Annotated in this window: 14 protein-coding genes; 6 read left to right on the top strand and 8 right to left on the bottom strand. The window is 69.5% G+C overall.

Going from position 1 to position 16,295, the window contains the following annotated elements; all coding sequences use genetic code 11:
* Positions 1–400 precede the first annotated feature (400 nt).
* From ACZ7P3_RS01595 to ACZ7P3_RS01575, 5 genes are all read right to left on the bottom strand, one after another.
* On the bottom strand, positions 401–898 hold the full coding sequence (locus ACZ7P3_RS01595) for a hypothetical protein (protein WP_472078344.1): 498 nt from the start codon (positions 896–898) through the stop codon (positions 401–403).
* Positions 899–1,169: 271 nt separating this feature from the next.
* Complete coding sequence (locus ACZ7P3_RS01590; RefSeq protein ID WP_472078343.1) at positions 1,170–2,222, bottom strand: Yip1 family protein; 1,053 nt, start codon at positions 2,220–2,222, stop codon at positions 1,170–1,172.
* A 143-nt stretch (positions 2,223–2,365) separates the two neighbouring features.
* On the bottom strand, positions 2,366–3,847 hold the full coding sequence (locus ACZ7P3_RS01585) for an FG-GAP and VCBS repeat-containing protein (protein ID WP_472078342.1): 1,482 nt from the start codon (positions 3,845–3,847) through the stop codon (positions 2,366–2,368).
* Between the two features lie 597 nt (positions 3,848–4,444).
* Positions 4,445–4,558, bottom strand: a complete 114-nt coding sequence (locus ACZ7P3_RS01580; RefSeq protein WP_472078800.1) for a helix-turn-helix domain-containing protein — start codon at positions 4,556–4,558, stop codon at positions 4,445–4,447.
* Positions 4,559–4,769: 211 nt separating this feature from the next.
* Positions 4,770–6,452, bottom strand: a complete 1,683-nt coding sequence (locus tag ACZ7P3_RS01575) for a recombinase family protein (protein ID WP_472078341.1) — start codon at positions 6,450–6,452, stop codon at positions 4,770–4,772.
* Here ACZ7P3_RS01575 and ACZ7P3_RS01570 point away from each other — a divergent pair, their 5' ends adjacent.
* On the top strand, positions 6,453–6,779 hold the full coding sequence (locus ACZ7P3_RS01570) for an antibiotic biosynthesis monooxygenase family protein (RefSeq protein ID WP_472078340.1): 327 nt from the start codon (positions 6,453–6,455) through the stop codon (positions 6,777–6,779). It abuts the gene before it with no gap.
* 201 nt (positions 6,780–6,980) lie between these two features.
* On the opposite strand, the gene ACZ7P3_RS01565 is transcribed toward ACZ7P3_RS01570, so the two are convergent.
* Entirely contained in the window at positions 6,981–7,325 is a 345-nt protein-coding gene (locus ACZ7P3_RS01565) for a hypothetical protein (RefSeq protein WP_472078339.1), read from the bottom strand.
* Positions 7,326–7,519: 194 nt separating this feature from the next.
* Here ACZ7P3_RS01565 and ACZ7P3_RS01560 point away from each other — a divergent pair, with 194 nt between their 5' ends.
* Entirely contained in the window at positions 7,520–8,188 is a 669-nt protein-coding gene (locus ACZ7P3_RS01560) for a DedA family protein (protein ID WP_472078338.1), read from the top strand.
* Positions 8,189–8,423: 235 nt separating this feature from the next.
* Here the strand turns inward: ACZ7P3_RS01560 and ACZ7P3_RS01555 are convergent, their stop codons facing one another.
* Positions 8,424–9,605 (bottom strand): FAD-dependent oxidoreductase, encoded by a 1,182-nt coding sequence (locus ACZ7P3_RS01555; RefSeq protein ID WP_472078337.1) that lies wholly within the window; start codon positions 9,603–9,605, stop codon positions 8,424–8,426.
* A gap of 160 nt (positions 9,606–9,765) precedes the next feature.
* Here ACZ7P3_RS01555 and ACZ7P3_RS01550 point away from each other — a divergent pair, with 160 nt between their 5' ends.
* A complete protein-coding gene (locus tag ACZ7P3_RS01550; protein WP_472078336.1) occupies positions 9,766–9,927 on the top strand; it encodes a hypothetical protein in 162 nt (53 codons plus the stop codon).
* Between the two features lie 251 nt (positions 9,928–10,178).
* Here the strand turns inward: ACZ7P3_RS01550 and ACZ7P3_RS01545 are convergent, their stop codons facing one another.
* Entirely contained in the window at positions 10,179–12,461 is a 2,283-nt protein-coding gene (locus ACZ7P3_RS01545) for a (Fe-S)-binding protein (RefSeq protein WP_472078335.1), read from the bottom strand.
* A gap of 205 nt (positions 12,462–12,666) precedes the next feature.
* Here ACZ7P3_RS01545 and ACZ7P3_RS01540 point away from each other — a divergent pair, with 205 nt between their 5' ends.
* The 3 genes from ACZ7P3_RS01540 (at position 12,667) to grpE (ending at position 16,293) form a co-directional block, all read left to right on the top strand.
* Positions 12,667–13,695 (top strand): MraY family glycosyltransferase, encoded by a 1,029-nt coding sequence (locus ACZ7P3_RS01540; protein ID WP_472078334.1) that lies wholly within the window; start codon positions 12,667–12,669, stop codon positions 13,693–13,695.
* 94 nt (positions 13,696–13,789) lie between these two features.
* Entirely contained in the window at positions 13,790–15,634 is a 1,845-nt protein-coding gene (gene dnaK, locus ACZ7P3_RS01535) for a molecular chaperone DnaK (protein ID WP_472078333.1), read from the top strand.
* Positions 15,631–16,293 (top strand): nucleotide exchange factor GrpE, encoded by a 663-nt coding sequence (gene grpE, locus ACZ7P3_RS01530; protein ID WP_472078332.1) that lies wholly within the window; start codon positions 15,631–15,633, stop codon positions 16,291–16,293. Before dnaK ends, grpE begins: the two co-directional genes overlap by 4 nt.
* Positions 16,294–16,295: the final 2 nt, after the last annotated feature.

The raw sequence follows: 16,295 nt of genomic DNA, 5'->3' as shown, positions 1-16,295 counted from the left end.
AACAACAACGGCGGAGGCGGGAACAACAACAACAATAACAACAACAACGGCGGAGGTGGGAACAATAACAATAACAACAACAACGGCTGAATCTCAGGGTCCGGCGGCCGGGTTCTTCAACGTAATCCCGGCCGCCGGACTTTCACGTGCAGTGGTCCTGCCTGATCGCGCTGCCGTTGTGCGCGGGAGGCTGCCTGTGTGCGGGTGAGGGAGGGCGAAGGCGGGCGTGAGCCGGCGCTGAGTTCGGCGTAGATGCACGCAGTCGTCGAATTCGCCGGCAAGGCGAATCTTGCCGTCGGGCTCGACCTGCCGGGGGAAGAATCGGGCGGCGCTGTGGATTTTTCAGGCGCCCGCCGCGCCTTCTGTGCAATTTCTGCCGCTCCCCGCCGAGGTTGTCACCTCAACTTTGATTGCAGTTGATGTTCAGATTGCCGGTGAAGGTGTTTCCCTCGCCGACCTGTCCGATCGGGTAACAGGCCTGAACGCGAACGAGCGACGCGCTGTCCAGGAGCGAGAGCAGTTCAGCGTCGCCTTGAGTCTGGCCGCCGTTGTTATTGTTGTTGTTATTGTTGTTGTTCGCGGCACCCCCGTTGTTGTTATTGTTATTGTTGTTGTTGTTCGCGGTGCCGGCGTTGTTGTTGTTATTGTTGTTGTTGTTGTTCGCGGCGGCTGCGGCGCCGTCACCGCCGCCACCGCCCTTGTTGTTGACGTTCTGCGTGCCGGTGAGGGTGCTGCCCTTTCCGACCTGCCCCATCGGGTAGGAGAGCTGAATGAGCGACGTGTGGTTCAGAAGTGAGAGGAGGCCCCCGTCGCCTTGAGCTTGGGCGCCACCGGCGCTGAAGAGGACCGCCGCCGTCGCAGCGATGCCGATCGTGGCAATCCGCTTGGTGAGCTTCACGCGACCAACCTTTCGTCGTCCCTGGGGTCGAATCCTGAGTCTCAACGGACAGGATGGCGACGGCGGCGTTGAACGATCACTAGGCACGCTGCAATGTCTGCCTTTTCCCCCGTACAGCCCCAGAGCTTCGCGGAGCCCACCAGGCCGCATAAGCAGGCGATTTCGAGCCGTAACAGATTGCGGCGCACCGGCTGCTCGCAGGCCGGTTCCGGCACGCTCATGAGAAGGGCCCCCGGCGCGGCGCCGGGGGCCCTTCTCATGCTGTGCGGATCTAGAACGTGCCGAGCTTCACTATCGACAGCAGCGCGATCAGCTGGATCGCCGACGCGCCCAGCGCCTTCGGCCAGGGCAGGTCGTGGGAGCGGGAGACCATCAGGGTCAGCAGGGCGCCCGCGCCGATCCAGGTGGCCCAGCCCAGCAGCTGGACGAAGCCGGCGTTGCCGCCGAAGAACATGGCGAAGACCAGGCGGGGGGTGTCCGTGAGGGACGTGATCAGCATGGACAGGCCCACCGTGGGCTGCCAGGCGCCGTCGCCGCCGAGCTGGCGGGCCAGGGTGTGGGTGACCACGCCCAGGATGAACGCGCTCAGCACCATCGCGACGGCTGTGACCAGGACGATCGGGACCGCGTTGGAGAGCGTCGCGTTGATCGCGTCCTGGCGGGCGTCGTCGAAGCCGAAGACGGCGAGCAGGCCGTAGAGGAAGGTGACGATCAGGGCCGGGGCCCACATCGTGTAGTCCCGCATGCGCAGGAAGGTCCGGTTCGGCGCGAGGACGATGCCCCGCAGCAGTTCCTTCCAGTGCAGGGGCGGGCCCGTGGGGCCGGAGGGCGCGGCCGAGCCGGCGTGGTAGGTCTGGCCCTGCGTGTAGCCGGCGGCCTCGTCGATCGAGAAGGCCTGGGTGTGGCCCGGGTTGTTCGCCGCGTACGGGTCGGGGGCGCCGCCCGGGCCCTGACCCGGGTGACCGCCGTCGCCGAAGTACTCCGGCCCGTCGTCGGCCGGGCCGGGGTAGCCGTAGGACGGCCCCGGCTGTGGGTACGCCCCCTGCTGCGGGTACGGCGGCTGCGGCGCCGACGGTGGGCCGTACGACGGCCCCCGCTGTCCGTACGACGGCCCCCCGGGCTGTCCCTGCCCGCGCGACGGTCCCGCGGGCCGTCCGCGTCCGTACGACGGTCCCTGCGGCGCCTGCTGTCCTTGGGGGGTGCGGTTGTCCCGGCCCCCGCGTCCGATCCTGAATCCAGCCACGTCATCGAACGTACCCGGTCCCGCAGAGCGACGTGCCCGGCCCGGGCGTCCGGGCCGGGCTTTGCGGCCGACCTGTGACATCCCCTAAGGGGCCGTCAGGGGCCCGGTCCGGGGCATCCCCCGGTTTCACCGGTCCGCCGGACGGCCCAGGTGAGGACGGCCGGCGGCCGGGATTCCGGTTGCCGGCCCGGCCACGGTCGGGCGGAGTGGAGTGGTGCGCCGGATCAGTCCGCGAACAGGGCGCCGAACTGGGGCGCACCCGTCGTCGAGACTCCCGCGGAGCTCGCCGAGACGGACCGGGAGCCGGTCGTGGTGATCTTCGTACCGTTGGACGGCAGGTAGGTGAGCGCGCCGTCACCGCCGTTCTCGTACGACCCCACGACCAGGTCGGCCCGGCCGTCGCCGGTGACGTCGTCCAGCTTGACGTCGGCGCCGAACAGGTCGCCCTTCTCGTCGCTGCCGGGGACGCCCGCGGTGCTCTGGCCGAAGGACTGGACGCCGGAAGAGGTGTTCACACCGGACGCGGAGCCGTACAGGACGGCGACCTGGCCGGTGTCGGCGACACCGTTCATGTCCTCGTTCGGGCTGCTGACGACCAGGTCCTGGTAGCCGTCGCCGTTGACGTCGCCGAGGTCGAGGTCCCAGCCGAAGCCGTCGCCCTTCTCCGCGGTACCGGGCACGCTGCCGGTGTCCTGGGTGATGCCCTTGGTGGCGGCGGGGCCCGAGGCGGAGCCGTAGGTGACGCTCACCTTGCCGCCCTTGGCGGCGTCGGGGACGGTCCGGCCGTCGCTGGTGGTGTTGTCCCAGGAGGCTCCGCTGACGATGTCGCCGAAGCCGTCACCGTTGATGTCGCCGATGCCGGTGACTATGCCGGGCTTGAGGGCCTTGGCGGAGGAGGCGCCCAGACCGCTCGCGGTGCCGGGCAGCCAGTAGTTGGTGTTCCAGTGGGACGACGTCTTCGTCTCGTAGCCGTCGACGACGAGGTCGGTGCGGCCGTCGCCGTTCACATCGCCCGCGGTCAGGCTCATCGGCCCGTACGGGTAGTCGTTGCTGCCCGACTGGATCGGCGGCTTGACGGTGGTGCGGCTGCCCGGGGTGCCGGAGCCGCTGAAACCGCCCTTGTAGAGGTAGAGGGTGGCGGCGGAGCTGCCGACGACCAGATCGGCCTTGCCGTCGCCGTCGAAGTCGCCGGCGGCCAGGTCCTTGCCCCAGTAGTCGTGCGAGCCGGGGGCCGGGTCGGGCACGTCGGCGGCCTTGCCGGTGAGTCCCTTCGCGGAGCCCCAGAGGATGGCGAGGCCGCCGCCGTTGGTGTCGCTGCCGACCTTCTCGTGCGGGGAGCCGACGGCGAGGTCGTCGTAGCCGTCGTTGTTGAAGTCGGCGTACGCGAGGTCGTAGCCGAACTCGTCGCCGGCCTCGGCGGTGCCGGGGACGCCGGAGGTGTTCTGGCTGATCGTGGTGCGCTTGGCGGCGGAGACGCCGGTGGCCGTGCCGTACAGGACCACGACCTGGCCGGCGCCCTTGTGGCCGCTGACGTAGGCGGTGGCCGCCGAGGTGGCGATGTCGCCGATGCCGTCGCCGTTGAAGTCGGCCTTGGCGACCTTGGCGAAGTCGGCGGCGGTGGCGGGAGTGCCGGCGAAGCCGAGCAGACCGCCCGTGAGCGCGGCCGCGGTGGCCGTCGCGAGGGCGAGGCGGCGGTGCGTGTGCATGCTGTTCTCCTGCGGCATGCGGGGGATGCCTGGCGGGCATCCGCAGTCGATGGGGTGCGAACCGTCCGTGTTCGCCTTGGGTTGTCCCAGGGTTCACCCGGTGGTTGGCGATCAGGAGACCGGCGTCGGCACGTAAGGGTTGTGCGTGCGTTCGGTTTGCTTCCGGGGCTGATGTGGTCAACGGGGTTCAAGAGGCTCGGGCGGGGTCCGAGAAGCCGGAGAGACCCAAGGGGGCTCAGCGGGCTCAGGGGGCTCAGGCGAGGTCGGGTGCCGAATGTGCGCCGCACGGGGCCCGCGGCGTCGCCCGCGGGTGGCCGCCCGAGCCGGAGCGGGGTGGCCGGGGCAGGATGGGGGCATGAGCGTAGTCAAGATCAATAAACCTGTCAATGTAAGCACATGACTCTGACCTGCGGCGATGCCAGCCAAGCGACCCGCTTTGACCCAGACCCCCCGGGTGTCCATTTCGCGGAAATGCGCGTGACCATGGGGGCCGGGTCCGTGGGGCGCGCTCGCGCAGAGATTGGCCTACCCCCCGTACCCAGACATGAGAAAGACCGTCCACCACAGCGGGCAGACGGCCCCTCAAGTCGGGCCGGGTCACTCCGTGTCGGCAAGCGCCCGGTACAGCGTCGCACGGGACACGTTGAGCGCCTTGGCGATGACCGTGACGCTCTCCCCGCAAGGGTCGGGGCAGGGCTCCGGGCAAGGGATAAAGAAGCAAAGCAGGGGTCAGCGGGCCCCACCCCCCGAACCTCACCTCGTCACCCCACCGACGAAACCTGAACCGAAGTACGAGACCATGCCCGACTCTAGATACAGCCGCCGACAGCACCCAAGGGAGGGCACACACTCCCCCAGGAGTGGCGAACGGCCCGCCACCGGAGGATTCCAGCGACGGGCCGTGAACGGCGCTCGGGTGCGCCTAGCTGCTTGGTGCCTCTGCCCAGTGCACAGTCACCCGATCCTCCGTGTTCGCGTTCCGGCCACGGCCGATGGACTTGGAAATGGTGATGCGGTCGACGAAGAACGCCAAGAAGCTACGTCGGTCCTCCAGGCCCCAACTGCCCCACGTCGACTCCGGCCCCAGCGGGTCACCCTCCGGGGCCGTCCACTCCGAGGGGATCGCCACCGTTCCAGCCTCGGCGGTCCCCAGTTCTTCCACGCGTCCGGCCGTTCGCGCCTCGTGCGCTGTCAACCGCTCCACGGACTCACGGAACATCTGGTCACCGACGGCACCCGCGTACAAGCCTGCCTGCCGGTCGACATACAGCGTGCGGAGCGCTTCCCGTACGTGCTCCAACTCGGCGCGTGCGGCTGCTAGTTCGGCCTGCCGCTCGCCCGTGTCCGCTTGCGCTGCAAACCGGCGCGCGGCCTCGGCGAGCCATTCGAGATCTTCGGGGTCTTCTGGGTCCAGCGCTGTCAGGCGGGACCACACGGTACGGGCCACCACGTCGTCAGCGGCGTCCATGTTGATGGCCAGACCACCGTGCCCCGGTACGGCGCCAGACTGGGCCCGGTTGCACCGATAGAGCTGCTTGCCCTCCCTCCGGTCGGTCACCATGGACGACCCGCAGACGCCACAGAAGAGCATCCCGGCGCCACCCAGCAGCGACGGCACGGAGCGCCCACCCTGACGGACCACCTGGGGCGCACGGCCGTCGAGTACGTCTTGAAGGCGCCACCAGTCATCCGGCGGAATGATCGGCTCGTGCGCAGCCAGCGGGGCCCCTGAGTCGTCGCGCACGATGACGCGCTTGGTCCCCTGGCGTTCGGCGGCGTAGCCAGCAAGGCGCGGGTCACGGAGGATGCGGAGCACAGTGGACGACACCCACGTCGTACGCTCCAGCGGCTGACTTACGCCTCGGGCCCGGCGGGCGGTCACACGCGCTGACATGTCCGCTGCTTTGGTCGGTACGCACTCAGTGTTCAGCTTGCGAGCCATGGCCGATGCGGTCATGCCGCCCAGCGCCCAGGACACCATGTCACGCACGTACGGGGCCTCAGCGGGATCGGGGACCAGCTTGACCACCACCAGTTCCCCGCGCGGCTCACGCGTCGACTGGAAGCCGTACGGGGCCATGCCGGACACGTGGCTACCCGCTGCCCTCAGCGTCTCTTTCGTCGCCGTGATGTACGCCGACTTCATGTCGGACTCCTGCTGGGCCAGCGCAGCGATAAGGCCGAAGATCGCGACGCCCATGGGGGTGGACGTGTCCAGGTAGGGCTCTTCGACGCTGACGAGCAGCACGCCGTGTTTGGCCAGCTCCTCATTGATCAGCATGGCCTCAAGGGCACCCTGTCGAGTGAGGCGGGACAGCGAGAACACGACCACTGCGTCTACGTGCCCGGCGCGAACGGCGGACATCATCTCCTCGAACTCCGGCCGGACGACCTTGGGGTCCCAGCCGGATTTACCGACGTCGGCGAAGTGGCCCGCGTTGTCCCAGCCTTTGGCCGTGATCAGCGCCTCGCACTTGGTCCGCTGTGCTTCGGGGGACGACGCGGAGTCGTCCTCACGCTTCCTTGACTGTCGGATGTAGGACACTGCGCGCACATGGTCCAGATTAGGGGTCCAGTCGGGGCCCCGTTTGACGAGAGGTGTCATGTGCCTAGCGTAGTAAAAATCAATGTGCTGACCGTGCCTGCCGAGCAGCGGGAGACGCTGGAGAAGCGGTTCGCCTCGCGGGCCCACGCCGTGGAGAACTCCGACGGGTTCGAGTGGTTCGAGCTGCTGCGGCCCGTCGAGGGCACCGACACCTACCTCGTCTACACGCGCTGGCGGGACGAGGAGTCGTTCAAGGCGTGGATGGAGGGGCCGATGAAGGCGGCGCACCAGGGCGGCGGGGAGGGCGAGCGGCCCCGGCCGGCCGCCTCCGGTTCCACCCTGTGGTCCTTCGAGGTGGTGCAGCAGGCGGGGCCGAAGGGCGCCTAGAGGTCCTGGCCTGTCATTGAGGGCGAGGGCGAGGGCGGCGGCGGAGTCGGGTGCCTGGCCCTGCTTCGGGGACGAAGCGGGGCGAGGCCTGAGGCCGCCCGCGGCCCTGGCCCCGGCCTCGTCCGCCCGCCATCCGGTCCGCGAGGGAGGCTCCGAGGGGGCGGGTGACGACGTACGCCGTCCAGAAGGCGAGTGCGGCGTTCAGGGTGCCGAATCGGTGGGCGGGCGCGGGCACGCAGATCGCGACGGCGAAGAGCGCGACCGAACCGAGTAGCCGAATCCGACGGTCGCGGTGAGGTCGCCGGCCGCCGTAGCGAGCACGAAGGTGGCCAGGACGGCCGCCCGGTGGAAGAACTCCCGGCTCCGGGTGCGCATGCTGTGGATGGACAGGGTCCGCTCGACGGCGTACCGGAGGACGAAGACCGCGGCCGGCACGACGAGGAACAGCGGGGCGGACACGGCGTACGGAACGCCGAGGCCGACGTGCAGCACGGCGGCGGCCATCGTGCCGAACACGCTGACCATGATCACGGCGGTCCAGTACACCCATGCGACGTGCGGGTCGGCTACACCCAGGCGACGTGCGGCCCGGCCGCGCCGTGACGCATGACGTTCACCCGGTCGATGGCAGTGCCCAAGACCACTGACCGGCGTTGGACCGCGGGAGCGCTTCTCGCTCGTCATTCGTCCACGGCAAGCGTCTACGTGTCCGTAGTCACTCCTAGGAAGGCCCAGGTCCTATGACCACACCACTGCACCTCGCCTCGCAGCTGGCCGTCAACGTGCTGGACGCCCGGTCGCTGCTGGCCGCGTTCGGCGTCCTGGGCGTTGGCGTGGTGATGTTCGCCGAGACGGGGCTGCTGGTCGGTTTCTTCCTTCCCGGGGACTCGCTGCTGTTCACGGCGGGTCTGCTGTGCACGGGGTCGGCCGACCAGGCCGTGCACCTCTCGCTGGGGCCGTTGCTGGTCGCGGCGGCCCTCGGAGCGCTGGCCGGTGCGCAGTGCGGGTATGTGCTCGGCCGGAAGGCGGGCGGGACGCTGCTCGCCCGCAGCCGCTCGACGCGCCTGCACGAGGGAGCGCGGCGGGCGGAGGAACTGCTGGAGCGGTACGGACACGCGAAAGCGGTCGTCCTGGCCCGCTTCGTGCCGGTGGTGCGGACGGTGCTCAACCCGATGGCGGGCGCGCTGGGGGTGCCGCTCCGGACGTTCACGATGTGGCAGGTGATCGGCGGGCTGGTGTGGAGCCTCGGCCTCACGCTCGCCGGCTACGCGCTGGGGTCCTCGATCCCGAACGTCGACCGCTACCTGCTCCCCATCGTCGCGTTGATCGTCGTCGTGTCGCTGATCCCGGTGCTGACCGAGGTGCTCCGCTCCCGCCGGACTGCCGGGGCGCCGGAGGAGCGCGGCTGATCCCGGCCGTCGCGTCCGGGCGGTTGCGTCCACGGCCGACGACGATCAGATGGTCCGCCACCAGCGCCACCTCGCTCATCAGGTGCGAGGGGACGAGCACCGTCCGTCCCCCGGCCGCGGGCGACGTCAGCAGATCACGGATCCACAGGACACCCTCGGGGCCCGGTCCGTTCACGGGCTGGACCGGCATCACCGCGCGGGTGGTACCGGGGTGCTACGGCCCCGCGCCCCCGATTCACCGAGAGGCACCCCCCGCGCTTCCGAGCGGACGTGCCGGGGCCAGGTGGGCGAGGGTCTGGGCGGCGCTGTCGGGTGCGAAGGCGCCGTCGATCCCCTCGGCGGCGCCTTCGGCCGCTTCGACGGAGCGGGGCAGCAGGAGGTTCTCGTAGGCGCGGACGGCGTCGTCGACGGTGGTGTTGCCGATGAGGGCGCGGGCGAGGTCGGCGCCGTCGAGCATGGCGAGGTTGGCGCCCATGCCGGAGAACGGGGACATGAGGTGGGCGGCGTCGCCCAGCAGGGTGAGGCCGGCGGTGTGCTGCCAGGTGTGGGGGACGGGCAGGGCGTACAGCGGCCGGTTGACGTACCCGGTGTCGGTGTCGGTGATGAAGCCGAGCAGGTCGGGGTGCCAGCCGGTGAACTCCTTGAGCAGGGCTTCGCGTACCGCGGCGGGGTGGGTCAGGTCGAGGCCGGTGTTCCGGTGCCAGTGCTCGTCGGTGCGCATGCCGACGTAGATGCGGATGTGCTGGTGGCTGTTGCGCTGGGCGATGAAGCCCTGGTTGTCGTCGAGGGCCATCATCGTGCCGTCGCCGGTGAGGGCGGCGAGTGCGGGGTGGCGGGTGTCGGCGTCGTCGAGGCCGGTTTCGACGAAGGTGACACCGGTGTAGACAGGCGTCGCGCCGGAGAGCAGGCGGCGGACTTGCGACCAGGCGCCGTCGGCCCCGACGACGAGGTCGTGCTCGGCCGTGGTGCCGTCGGCGAAGTGCAGGCGGTGGACGCCGTCGGTGAGGGGTTCGGCGTGGGTGAGCTTGTGGCTCCAGCGCACGGTGCCGGGCGTGAGGGAGTCCAGCAGGAGGTCGCGCAGCTGGCCGCGGTCGATCTCCGGGTTGCCGTCTTCGGTGTCGGCCTCGGGCGGGACGGCGTCGAACAGGACGCGTCCGTCGCGGCTCACCAGGCGCATCTGCTGGCCTTCGGGGCGGGCGAGGGCCAGGAAGTCTTCCAGCAGCCCGGCTTCGCGCAGGGCGTTCTGGCCGGAGTCGGGGTGCATGTCGAGGGTGCCGCCCTGGTCGCGCGCGGTGCGGGAGGCGTCGAGGTCGTACACGGTGGCGGTGATGCCGTGCTGCTGGAGGACGCGGGCGCAGGTCAGGCCGCCGGGGCCGGCGCCGACGATCGCGATGCGGGGTGCGCTGGAGGCGTTCATGGTGGTGCTCCGTCCGTCTGGGTGATCGGCAGGCAGGACAAGGGGAGGGCTGCGGCCGGGCAGTGCCACGCGGCCGACGGCTCCAGAAGAGCACACTCGGTTCAAAAGTGCAACAAGACAACTTTTGTAGTCGTGCAACTAAGAGGGTAGGGTTCGCCGCATGAGCGAGAGGACCGGGGAGCGCGCGCCGGTCGGACGCGAACAGCGCACCCGGGGTGAGCGGTTCGGCGAGTCCGTCGCGGCCCGCGCACGCAAGAAGGCCGTCACCGGGCCGTCCCTGGCCGGTGTGGCCCTGCGCCGCCACCGGGCAGTCCCTGGCTGATGTGGCCCTGCGCCGCCACCGGGCAATCCCTGGCCGGTGTGGCCCTGCGCCGCCACCGGGCCGTCCCCGGCCGATGCGGCCCTGCGCCTCTTCCCCGGACACGGCCATGACCAGGCCGGCATGGACCTCGGCCGACGGACCGGGGGCGGCTCGACATGACGGCGCCCCCTGCCTGTGGGGGGAGGGGGCGGCGCGACATGACGGCGCCCCCTGCCTGTGCGGGTCAGGGGGCGCCGTACGTCGAGGAGCGGTTACTTCACCGGCTCCGGTTCCGGAGTGCTCTCGGGCTCCGCCGCGCCCGCCGGGTCGGCCGGCGTCCTGACGGACTCGAGGAGCAGCTGGGCGACGTCCACGACCTGGACGGACTCCTTGGCCTTGCCCTCGTTCTTCTTGCCGTTGACCGAGTCGGTCAGCATGACCAGGCAGAACGGGCAGGCGGTCGAGACGATGTCGGGGTTGAGCGACAGGGCCTCATCAACACGCTCGTTGTTGATGCGCTTGCCGATCCGCTCCTCCATCCACATCCGGGCACCACCGGCGCCACAGCAGAAGCCGCGCTCCTTGTGGCGGTGCATCTCCTCGTTGCGCAGGCCCGGGACCTTGCCGATGATCTCGCGCGGGGGCGTGTAGATCTTGTTGTGGCGGCCCAGGTAGCACGGGTCGTGGTAGGTGATGATGCCCTCGACCGGGGTGACCGGGATCAGCTTGCCCTCGTCCACCAGGTGCTGCAGCAGCTGGGTGTGGTGGATGACCTCGTAGTCGCCGCCGATCTGCGGGTACTCGTTGCCGATGGTGTTGAGGCAGTGCGGGCAGGTGGCGACGATCTTCTTGGCCGACCTCGGCTTGCGGGACTCCTCGGTCACCTTGCCGTCGTCGTCCATCTCCTCGCCGAACGCCATGTTCAGGGCCATGACGTTCTCCATGCCGAGCTCCTGGAAGAGGGGCTCGTTGCCCAGGCGGCGGGCGGAGTCACCGGTGCACTTCTCGTCGCCGCCCATGATCGCGAACTTCACGCCCGCGATGTGCAGCAGCTCGGCGAAGGCCTTGGTGGTCTTCTTCGCGCGGTCCTCCAGGGCACCGGCGCAGCCGACCCAGTACAGGTACTCGACCTCGGTGAGGTCCTCGATGTCCCTGCCGACGACCGGGACCTCGAAGTCGACCTCCTTGGTCCACTCCAGGCGCTGCTTCTTGGCCAGGCCCCAGGGGTTGCCCTTCTTCTCCAGGTTCTTGAGCATCGTGCCCGCCTCGGACGGGAACGCGGACTCGATCATCACCTGGTAGCGGCGCATGTCGACGATGTGGTCGATGTGCTCGATGTCCACCGGGCACTGCTCGACGCAGGCACCGCAGGTGGTGCAGGACCACAGCACGTCCGGGTCGATGACGCCGTTCTCCTCGGCGGTGCCGATCAGCGGGCGCTCGGCCTCGGCCAGCGCCGCCGCGGGCACCGAGGCGAGCTGCTCCTCGCCCGCCTTCTCCTCGCCCTCCATGGTCTTGCCGCCGCCGGCCAGGAGGTACGGCGCCTTGGCGTGCGCGTGGTCGCGCAGCGACATGATCAGCAGCTTCGGGGAGAGCGGCTTGCCCGTGTTCCAGGCGGGGCACTGCGACTGGCAGCGGCCGCACTCGGTGCACGTGGAGAAGTCCAGCAGGCCCTTCCAGGAGAACTGCTCCACCTGGGAGACGCCGAAGACGTCGTCGTCACCGGGGTCGGTGAAGTCGATCGGCTCGCCGCCGGAGGTCATCGGGAGCAGGGCGCCCAGCGAGGTCTCGCCGGTCGCGTTGCGCTTGAACCAGATGTTCGGGAACGCCAGGAAGCGGTGCCAGGCCACACCCATGTCGGTCTTCAGGGCGACTGTGATCATCCAGATGAAGGAGGTCGCGATCTTCAGGCCCGCGAAGAAGTAGGTGAGGTTCTGGAGCGTGGAGACGTCCATGCCCCTCAGCCACGACACCACCGGGTACGAGATGAAGAACGAGGCCTCGTAGCCGTCCACGTGGTGCTGGGCGCCCTCCAGCGCGTGCAGCATGAAGATGCAGACGCCGACGATGAGGATGACGGCCTCGACGAAGTACGCCTGGCCGAAGTTGGAACCGGCGAAGCGGGACTTGCGGCCGGGCTTGTTCGGCTTGCTCAGCTGGCGGATCACGATCAGGACCGCGATGCCCAGCACGGTCATCGTGCCGATGAACTCGACGAAGATGTTGTACGGCGCCCAGTCGCCGATGACCGGCAGGATCCAGTCGGCCTTGAAGAGCTGGCCGATGGCGTTGACGATCGTCAGCAGGAGGGAGAAGAAGCCGACCGCCACGAACCAGTGCGCCACGCCCACGATGCCCCAGCGGTTCATCCGGGTGTGGCCGAGGAACTCCCTGGCCACGGTGACGGTGCGCTGCACGGGCTCGTCGGTACGGGTGCCCGCGGGCACGTTCTGGCCGAGCCGCATGAAGGTGTAGATCTGCAGGAGGGCGCGCGCGAACAGGGCCACGCCGACCACGATCAGAACCAGCGACACGATGATCGCGGCGAGTTGCATTTCGGGGCTCCTCGGGCCTGCGAGGGTTTCCTCTGGCGAGATTACTAAGCGGTAACTTATGCAGTCCGTCTGAGACTACCCGCATCCTTCCTCGCACTGTAGCCAGGAGCGGGGTGATCTGGATCGCTGAGGTGAGCCTGAGCGGACAGGCATTCCGATCGTGTTATTCGTACCGAATTGCTACTTTCGGGCCTAACTTAGAGCCGTGCTCTACGGGATCGCAGCCGCCACCGCCGCCCTGCTTCTGACCGCCGTGCTCGCGGCGCTGCTCAGGGTGCCCGCCCGGCGGGCGGGGCTCGTCGACCGGCGGCGGCAGCGCCCGGTGCCGGTGATCGGGGGGCTCGCCGTCGTGGCCGTCACCTGTCTGGTCTCCTGGGCGGGGGAGTGGACGAAGGTCGCCCGGCTCGGGGACGGTGTCGGAGGGCTGCTCGTCGCCGGGGCCGGCGTCGCCCTGCTCGGGCTGGTCGCCGACCTCTGGCGGCTGCGTGCGCGGGTCCTGGTCGCCGGTACGACCGTGGCGGCGGCCTGCGTGGTGCCGTACGACGAGACGGGTGTCTGGGGCGGGATCCTGGCCGTCGGCTGGATCGTCTTCGCCTCGCTCGCCTTCAAGGGGCTCGACCACGCCGACGGGCTGGCCGGCACGGTCGGGGTGGTCACCGCCTTCGGGGCGGGGGCCTGTGCCGCCGCCGAGGTGATGGACGGGCTCGCCGTGCTGCTCAGCGTCTTCGCCGCCGCCCTCACCGGCTTCCTGATGCACAACTGGCATCCCGCGCGGGTGGGGCTGGGGGCCTGCGGGTCGCTGTTCACCGGGTTCCTGCTCTCCTCGGCCGCCGTCTTCACGCGCGCGGGGTACGCGCTGGGGCCCACCGCGGGCGTGCTGTTCTGCCTCGGCGCCGTCGCCGCCGCGGACCTCCTGCTGGTGGTCCTCGCGCGCGGGACGGCCCGCCGGCCGCTGCTCCGGCGCGGCCCTGACCACCTCGCGCACCGGCTGCGGCGGCTCGGGCTCACGCCCCAGGGGTCCGTCGTGCTGCTGGGCGCCGCCTCCTTCTCCGCGGTGCTCGTGGGGGTGCTCGTGCACAGTGGATGGACGGGGAGGGGGGCCGTGCTGTGGGTGGCCGGAGGGGCGGTCTTCGCCGTCCTCGTACTCCTTCGGGTCCCTGTTCACGTGTCGCAGTCGCCTCGCACTGAGGCATCGTCGCAGGTCAGAGGGCAATTGCGTGTAAGGAACGGATAAGAGTTGAGTCCGCGTGACTCAGGTCTGTTGACCCAGAGAATCTCCTCGTGCACACTTGAGCCTGTTGCACTCAAGTCAGCTGGAGGAATCAACCATGGCACGTGCGGTCGGCATCGACCTGGGCACGACTAACTCCGTCGTCAGCGTTCTGGAGGGCGGCGAGCCCACCGTCATCACCAACGCCGAGGGCGCCAGGACCACGCCGTCCGTCGTCGCCTTCGCCAAGAACGGCGAGGTGCTCGTCGGCGAGGTCGCCAAGCGTCAGGCGGTCACGAACGTGGACCGGACCATCCGGTCCGTCAAGCGTCACATGGGCACCGACTGGAAGATCCAGCTGGACGGGAAGGACTTCAACCCCCAGCAGATCTCCGCGTTCATCCTGCAGAAGCTGAAGCGGGACGCCGAGTCGTACCTGGGCGAGAAGGTGACCGACGCGGTCATCACCGTCCCGGCGTACTTCAACGACTCCGAGCGCCAGGCGACGAAGGAAGCCGGCGAGATCGCCGGTCTCAACGTCCTGCGCATCGTCAACGAGCCCACGGCGGCCGCGCTCGCCTACGGCCTCGACAAGGACGACCAGACGATCCTCGTCTTCGACCTCGGTGGCGGCACCTTCGACGTGTCCCTCCTGGAGATCGGCGACGGCGTCGTCGAGGTGAAGGCCACCAACGGTGACAACCACCTCGGTGGCGACGACTGGGACCAGCGCGTCGTGGACTACCTGGTCAAGCAGTTCCAGTCCGGCCACGGCGTGGACCTGTCCAAGGACAAGATGGCCCTCCAGCGCCTCCGTGAGGCCGCCGAGAAGGCCAAGATCGAGCTGTCCTCCTCCACGGAGACCTCGATCAACCTGCCCTACATCACCGCGTCCGCCGAGGGCCCGCTGCACCTGGACGAGAAGCTCACCCGGGCTCAGTTCCAGCAGCTGACGGCCGACCTGCTGGAGCGCTGCAAGACGCCGTTCCACAACGTCATCAAGGACGCCGGCATCTCCATCAACGAGATCGACCACGTCGTCCTCGTCGGTGGCTCCACCCGGATGCCCGCGGTCGCCGAGCTCGTCAAGGAGCTGACCGGCGGCAACGAGGCCAACAAGGGCGTGAACCCGGACGAGGTCGTCGCCATCGGCGCCGCGCTCCAGGCCGGTGTCCTCAAGGGTGAGGTCAAGGACGTCCTGCTCCTCGACGTGACCCCGCTGTCCCTCGGTATCGAGACCAAGGGCGGCATCATGACGAAGCTCATCGAGCGGAACACGACGATCCCGACCAAGCGGTCCGAGATCTTCACCACCGCCGAGGACAACCAGCCGTCCGTGCAGATCCAGGTCTACCAGGGCGAGCGCGAGATCGCGGCGTACAACAAGAAGCTCGGGATGTTCGAGCTGACCGGTCTGCCGCCGGCCCCGCGCGGTGTCCCGCAGATCGAGGTCGCCTTCGACATCGACGCCAACGGCATCATGCACGTCACGGCCAAGGACCTCGGCACCGGCAAGGAGCAGAAGATGACCGTCACCGGCGGCTCCTCGCTGCCGAAGGACGAGGTCGACCGCATGCGCCAGGAGGCCGAGAAGTACGCGGAGGAGGACCACGCCCGCCGCGAGGCCGCCGAGACCCGCAACCAGGGCGAGCAGCTCGTCTACCAGACCGAGAAGTTCCTCAAGGACAACGAGGACAAGGTCCCCGGCGAGATCAAGACCGAGGTCGAGGCCTCCGTCGAGGAGCTGAAGGCCGCGCTCAAGGGCGAGGACACCGCCGAGATCCGCACCGCCACCGAGAAGGTCGCGGCCGTCTCGCAGAAGCTGGGCCAGGCCATGTACGCCGACGCCCAGGGCGCGCAGGCCGCCGCGGGCGGTGCCGCCGGTGCCGAGGCCCCGAAGGCCGACGACGACGTGGTCGACGCGGAGATCGTGGACGACGAGCGCAAGGACGGTGCCGCGTGACGGAGGAGACCCCGGGCTTCGAGGAGAAGCCCGACGTCCCCTCCGGCGCCACCCCCGACGACGCCGAGCCGAAGGCCGCCCCCGAAGAGGGGGCGGCCCCGGCCGGGGACGCAGCACAGATCGCCGGTCTGACGGCCCAGCTGGACCAGGTGCGCAAGGCGCTCGAGGAGCGCACCGCGGACCTCCAGCGGCTCCAGGCCGAGTTCCAGAACTACCGCCGCCGCGTGGAGCGGGACCGGATCACGGTCAAGGAGATCGCGATCGCGAACCTCCTGACCGAGCTTCTGCCCGTGCTCGACGACATCGGCCGCGCGCGGGAACACGGTGAACTGGTCGGCGGCTTCAAGTCGGTGGCCGAGTCGCTGGAGACCGTGGCGGCCAAGATGGGTCTGCAGCAGTTCGGCAAGGAGGGCGAGCCCTTCGACCCGACGATCCACGAGGCCCTGATGCACAGCTACGCGCCGGACGTCACCGAGACGACGTGCGTGGCCATCCTGCAGCCCGGGTATCGCATCGGCGAGCGCACCATCCGCCCCGCGCGGGTGGCCGTCGCCGAACCGCAGCCCGGCGCGCAGACCGTCAAGGCCGAGGACGCCGAGGAGAGCCCGGCGACCGGCGCCGCCGACGACAAGGAGAACGGTGGCCCGGACGAGGGCTGACG

It is taken from the genome of Streptomyces sp. NPDC107581 (genome assembly GCF_055657175.1).
This window is presented reverse-complemented; position numbering and strand designations above follow the sequence as displayed.

What these genes read in the sequence shown, in the direction of transcription:
- ACZ7P3_RS01590 (WP_472078343.1), bottom strand. Translation starts at nt 2,222, where the DNA reads ATGTCACAGGTCGGCCGCAAAGCCCGGCCCGGACGCCCGGGCCGGGCA.
- ACZ7P3_RS01585 (WP_472078342.1), bottom strand. Translation starts at nt 3,847, where the DNA reads ATGCACACGCACCGCCGCCTCGCCCTCGCGACGGCCACCGCGGCCGCG.
- ACZ7P3_RS01575 (WP_472078341.1), bottom strand. Translation starts at nt 6,452, where the DNA reads ATGACACCTCTCGTCAAACGGGGCCCCGACTGGACCCCTAATCTGGAC.
- ACZ7P3_RS01560 (WP_472078338.1), top strand. Translation starts at nt 7,520, where the DNA reads ATGACCACACCACTGCACCTCGCCTCGCAGCTGGCCGTCAACGTGCTG.
- ACZ7P3_RS01555 (WP_472078337.1), bottom strand. Translation starts at nt 9,605, where the DNA reads ATGAACGCCTCCAGCGCACCCCGCATCGCGATCGTCGGCGCCGGCCCC.
- ACZ7P3_RS01550 (WP_472078336.1), top strand. Translation starts at nt 9,766, where the DNA reads ATGAGCGAGAGGACCGGGGAGCGCGCGCCGGTCGGACGCGAACAGCGC.
- ACZ7P3_RS01545 (WP_472078335.1), bottom strand. Translation starts at nt 12,461, where the DNA reads ATGCAACTCGCCGCGATCATCGTGTCGCTGGTTCTGATCGTGGTCGGC.
- dnaK (WP_472078333.1), top strand. Translation starts at nt 13,790, where the DNA reads ATGGCACGTGCGGTCGGCATCGACCTGGGCACGACTAACTCCGTCGTC.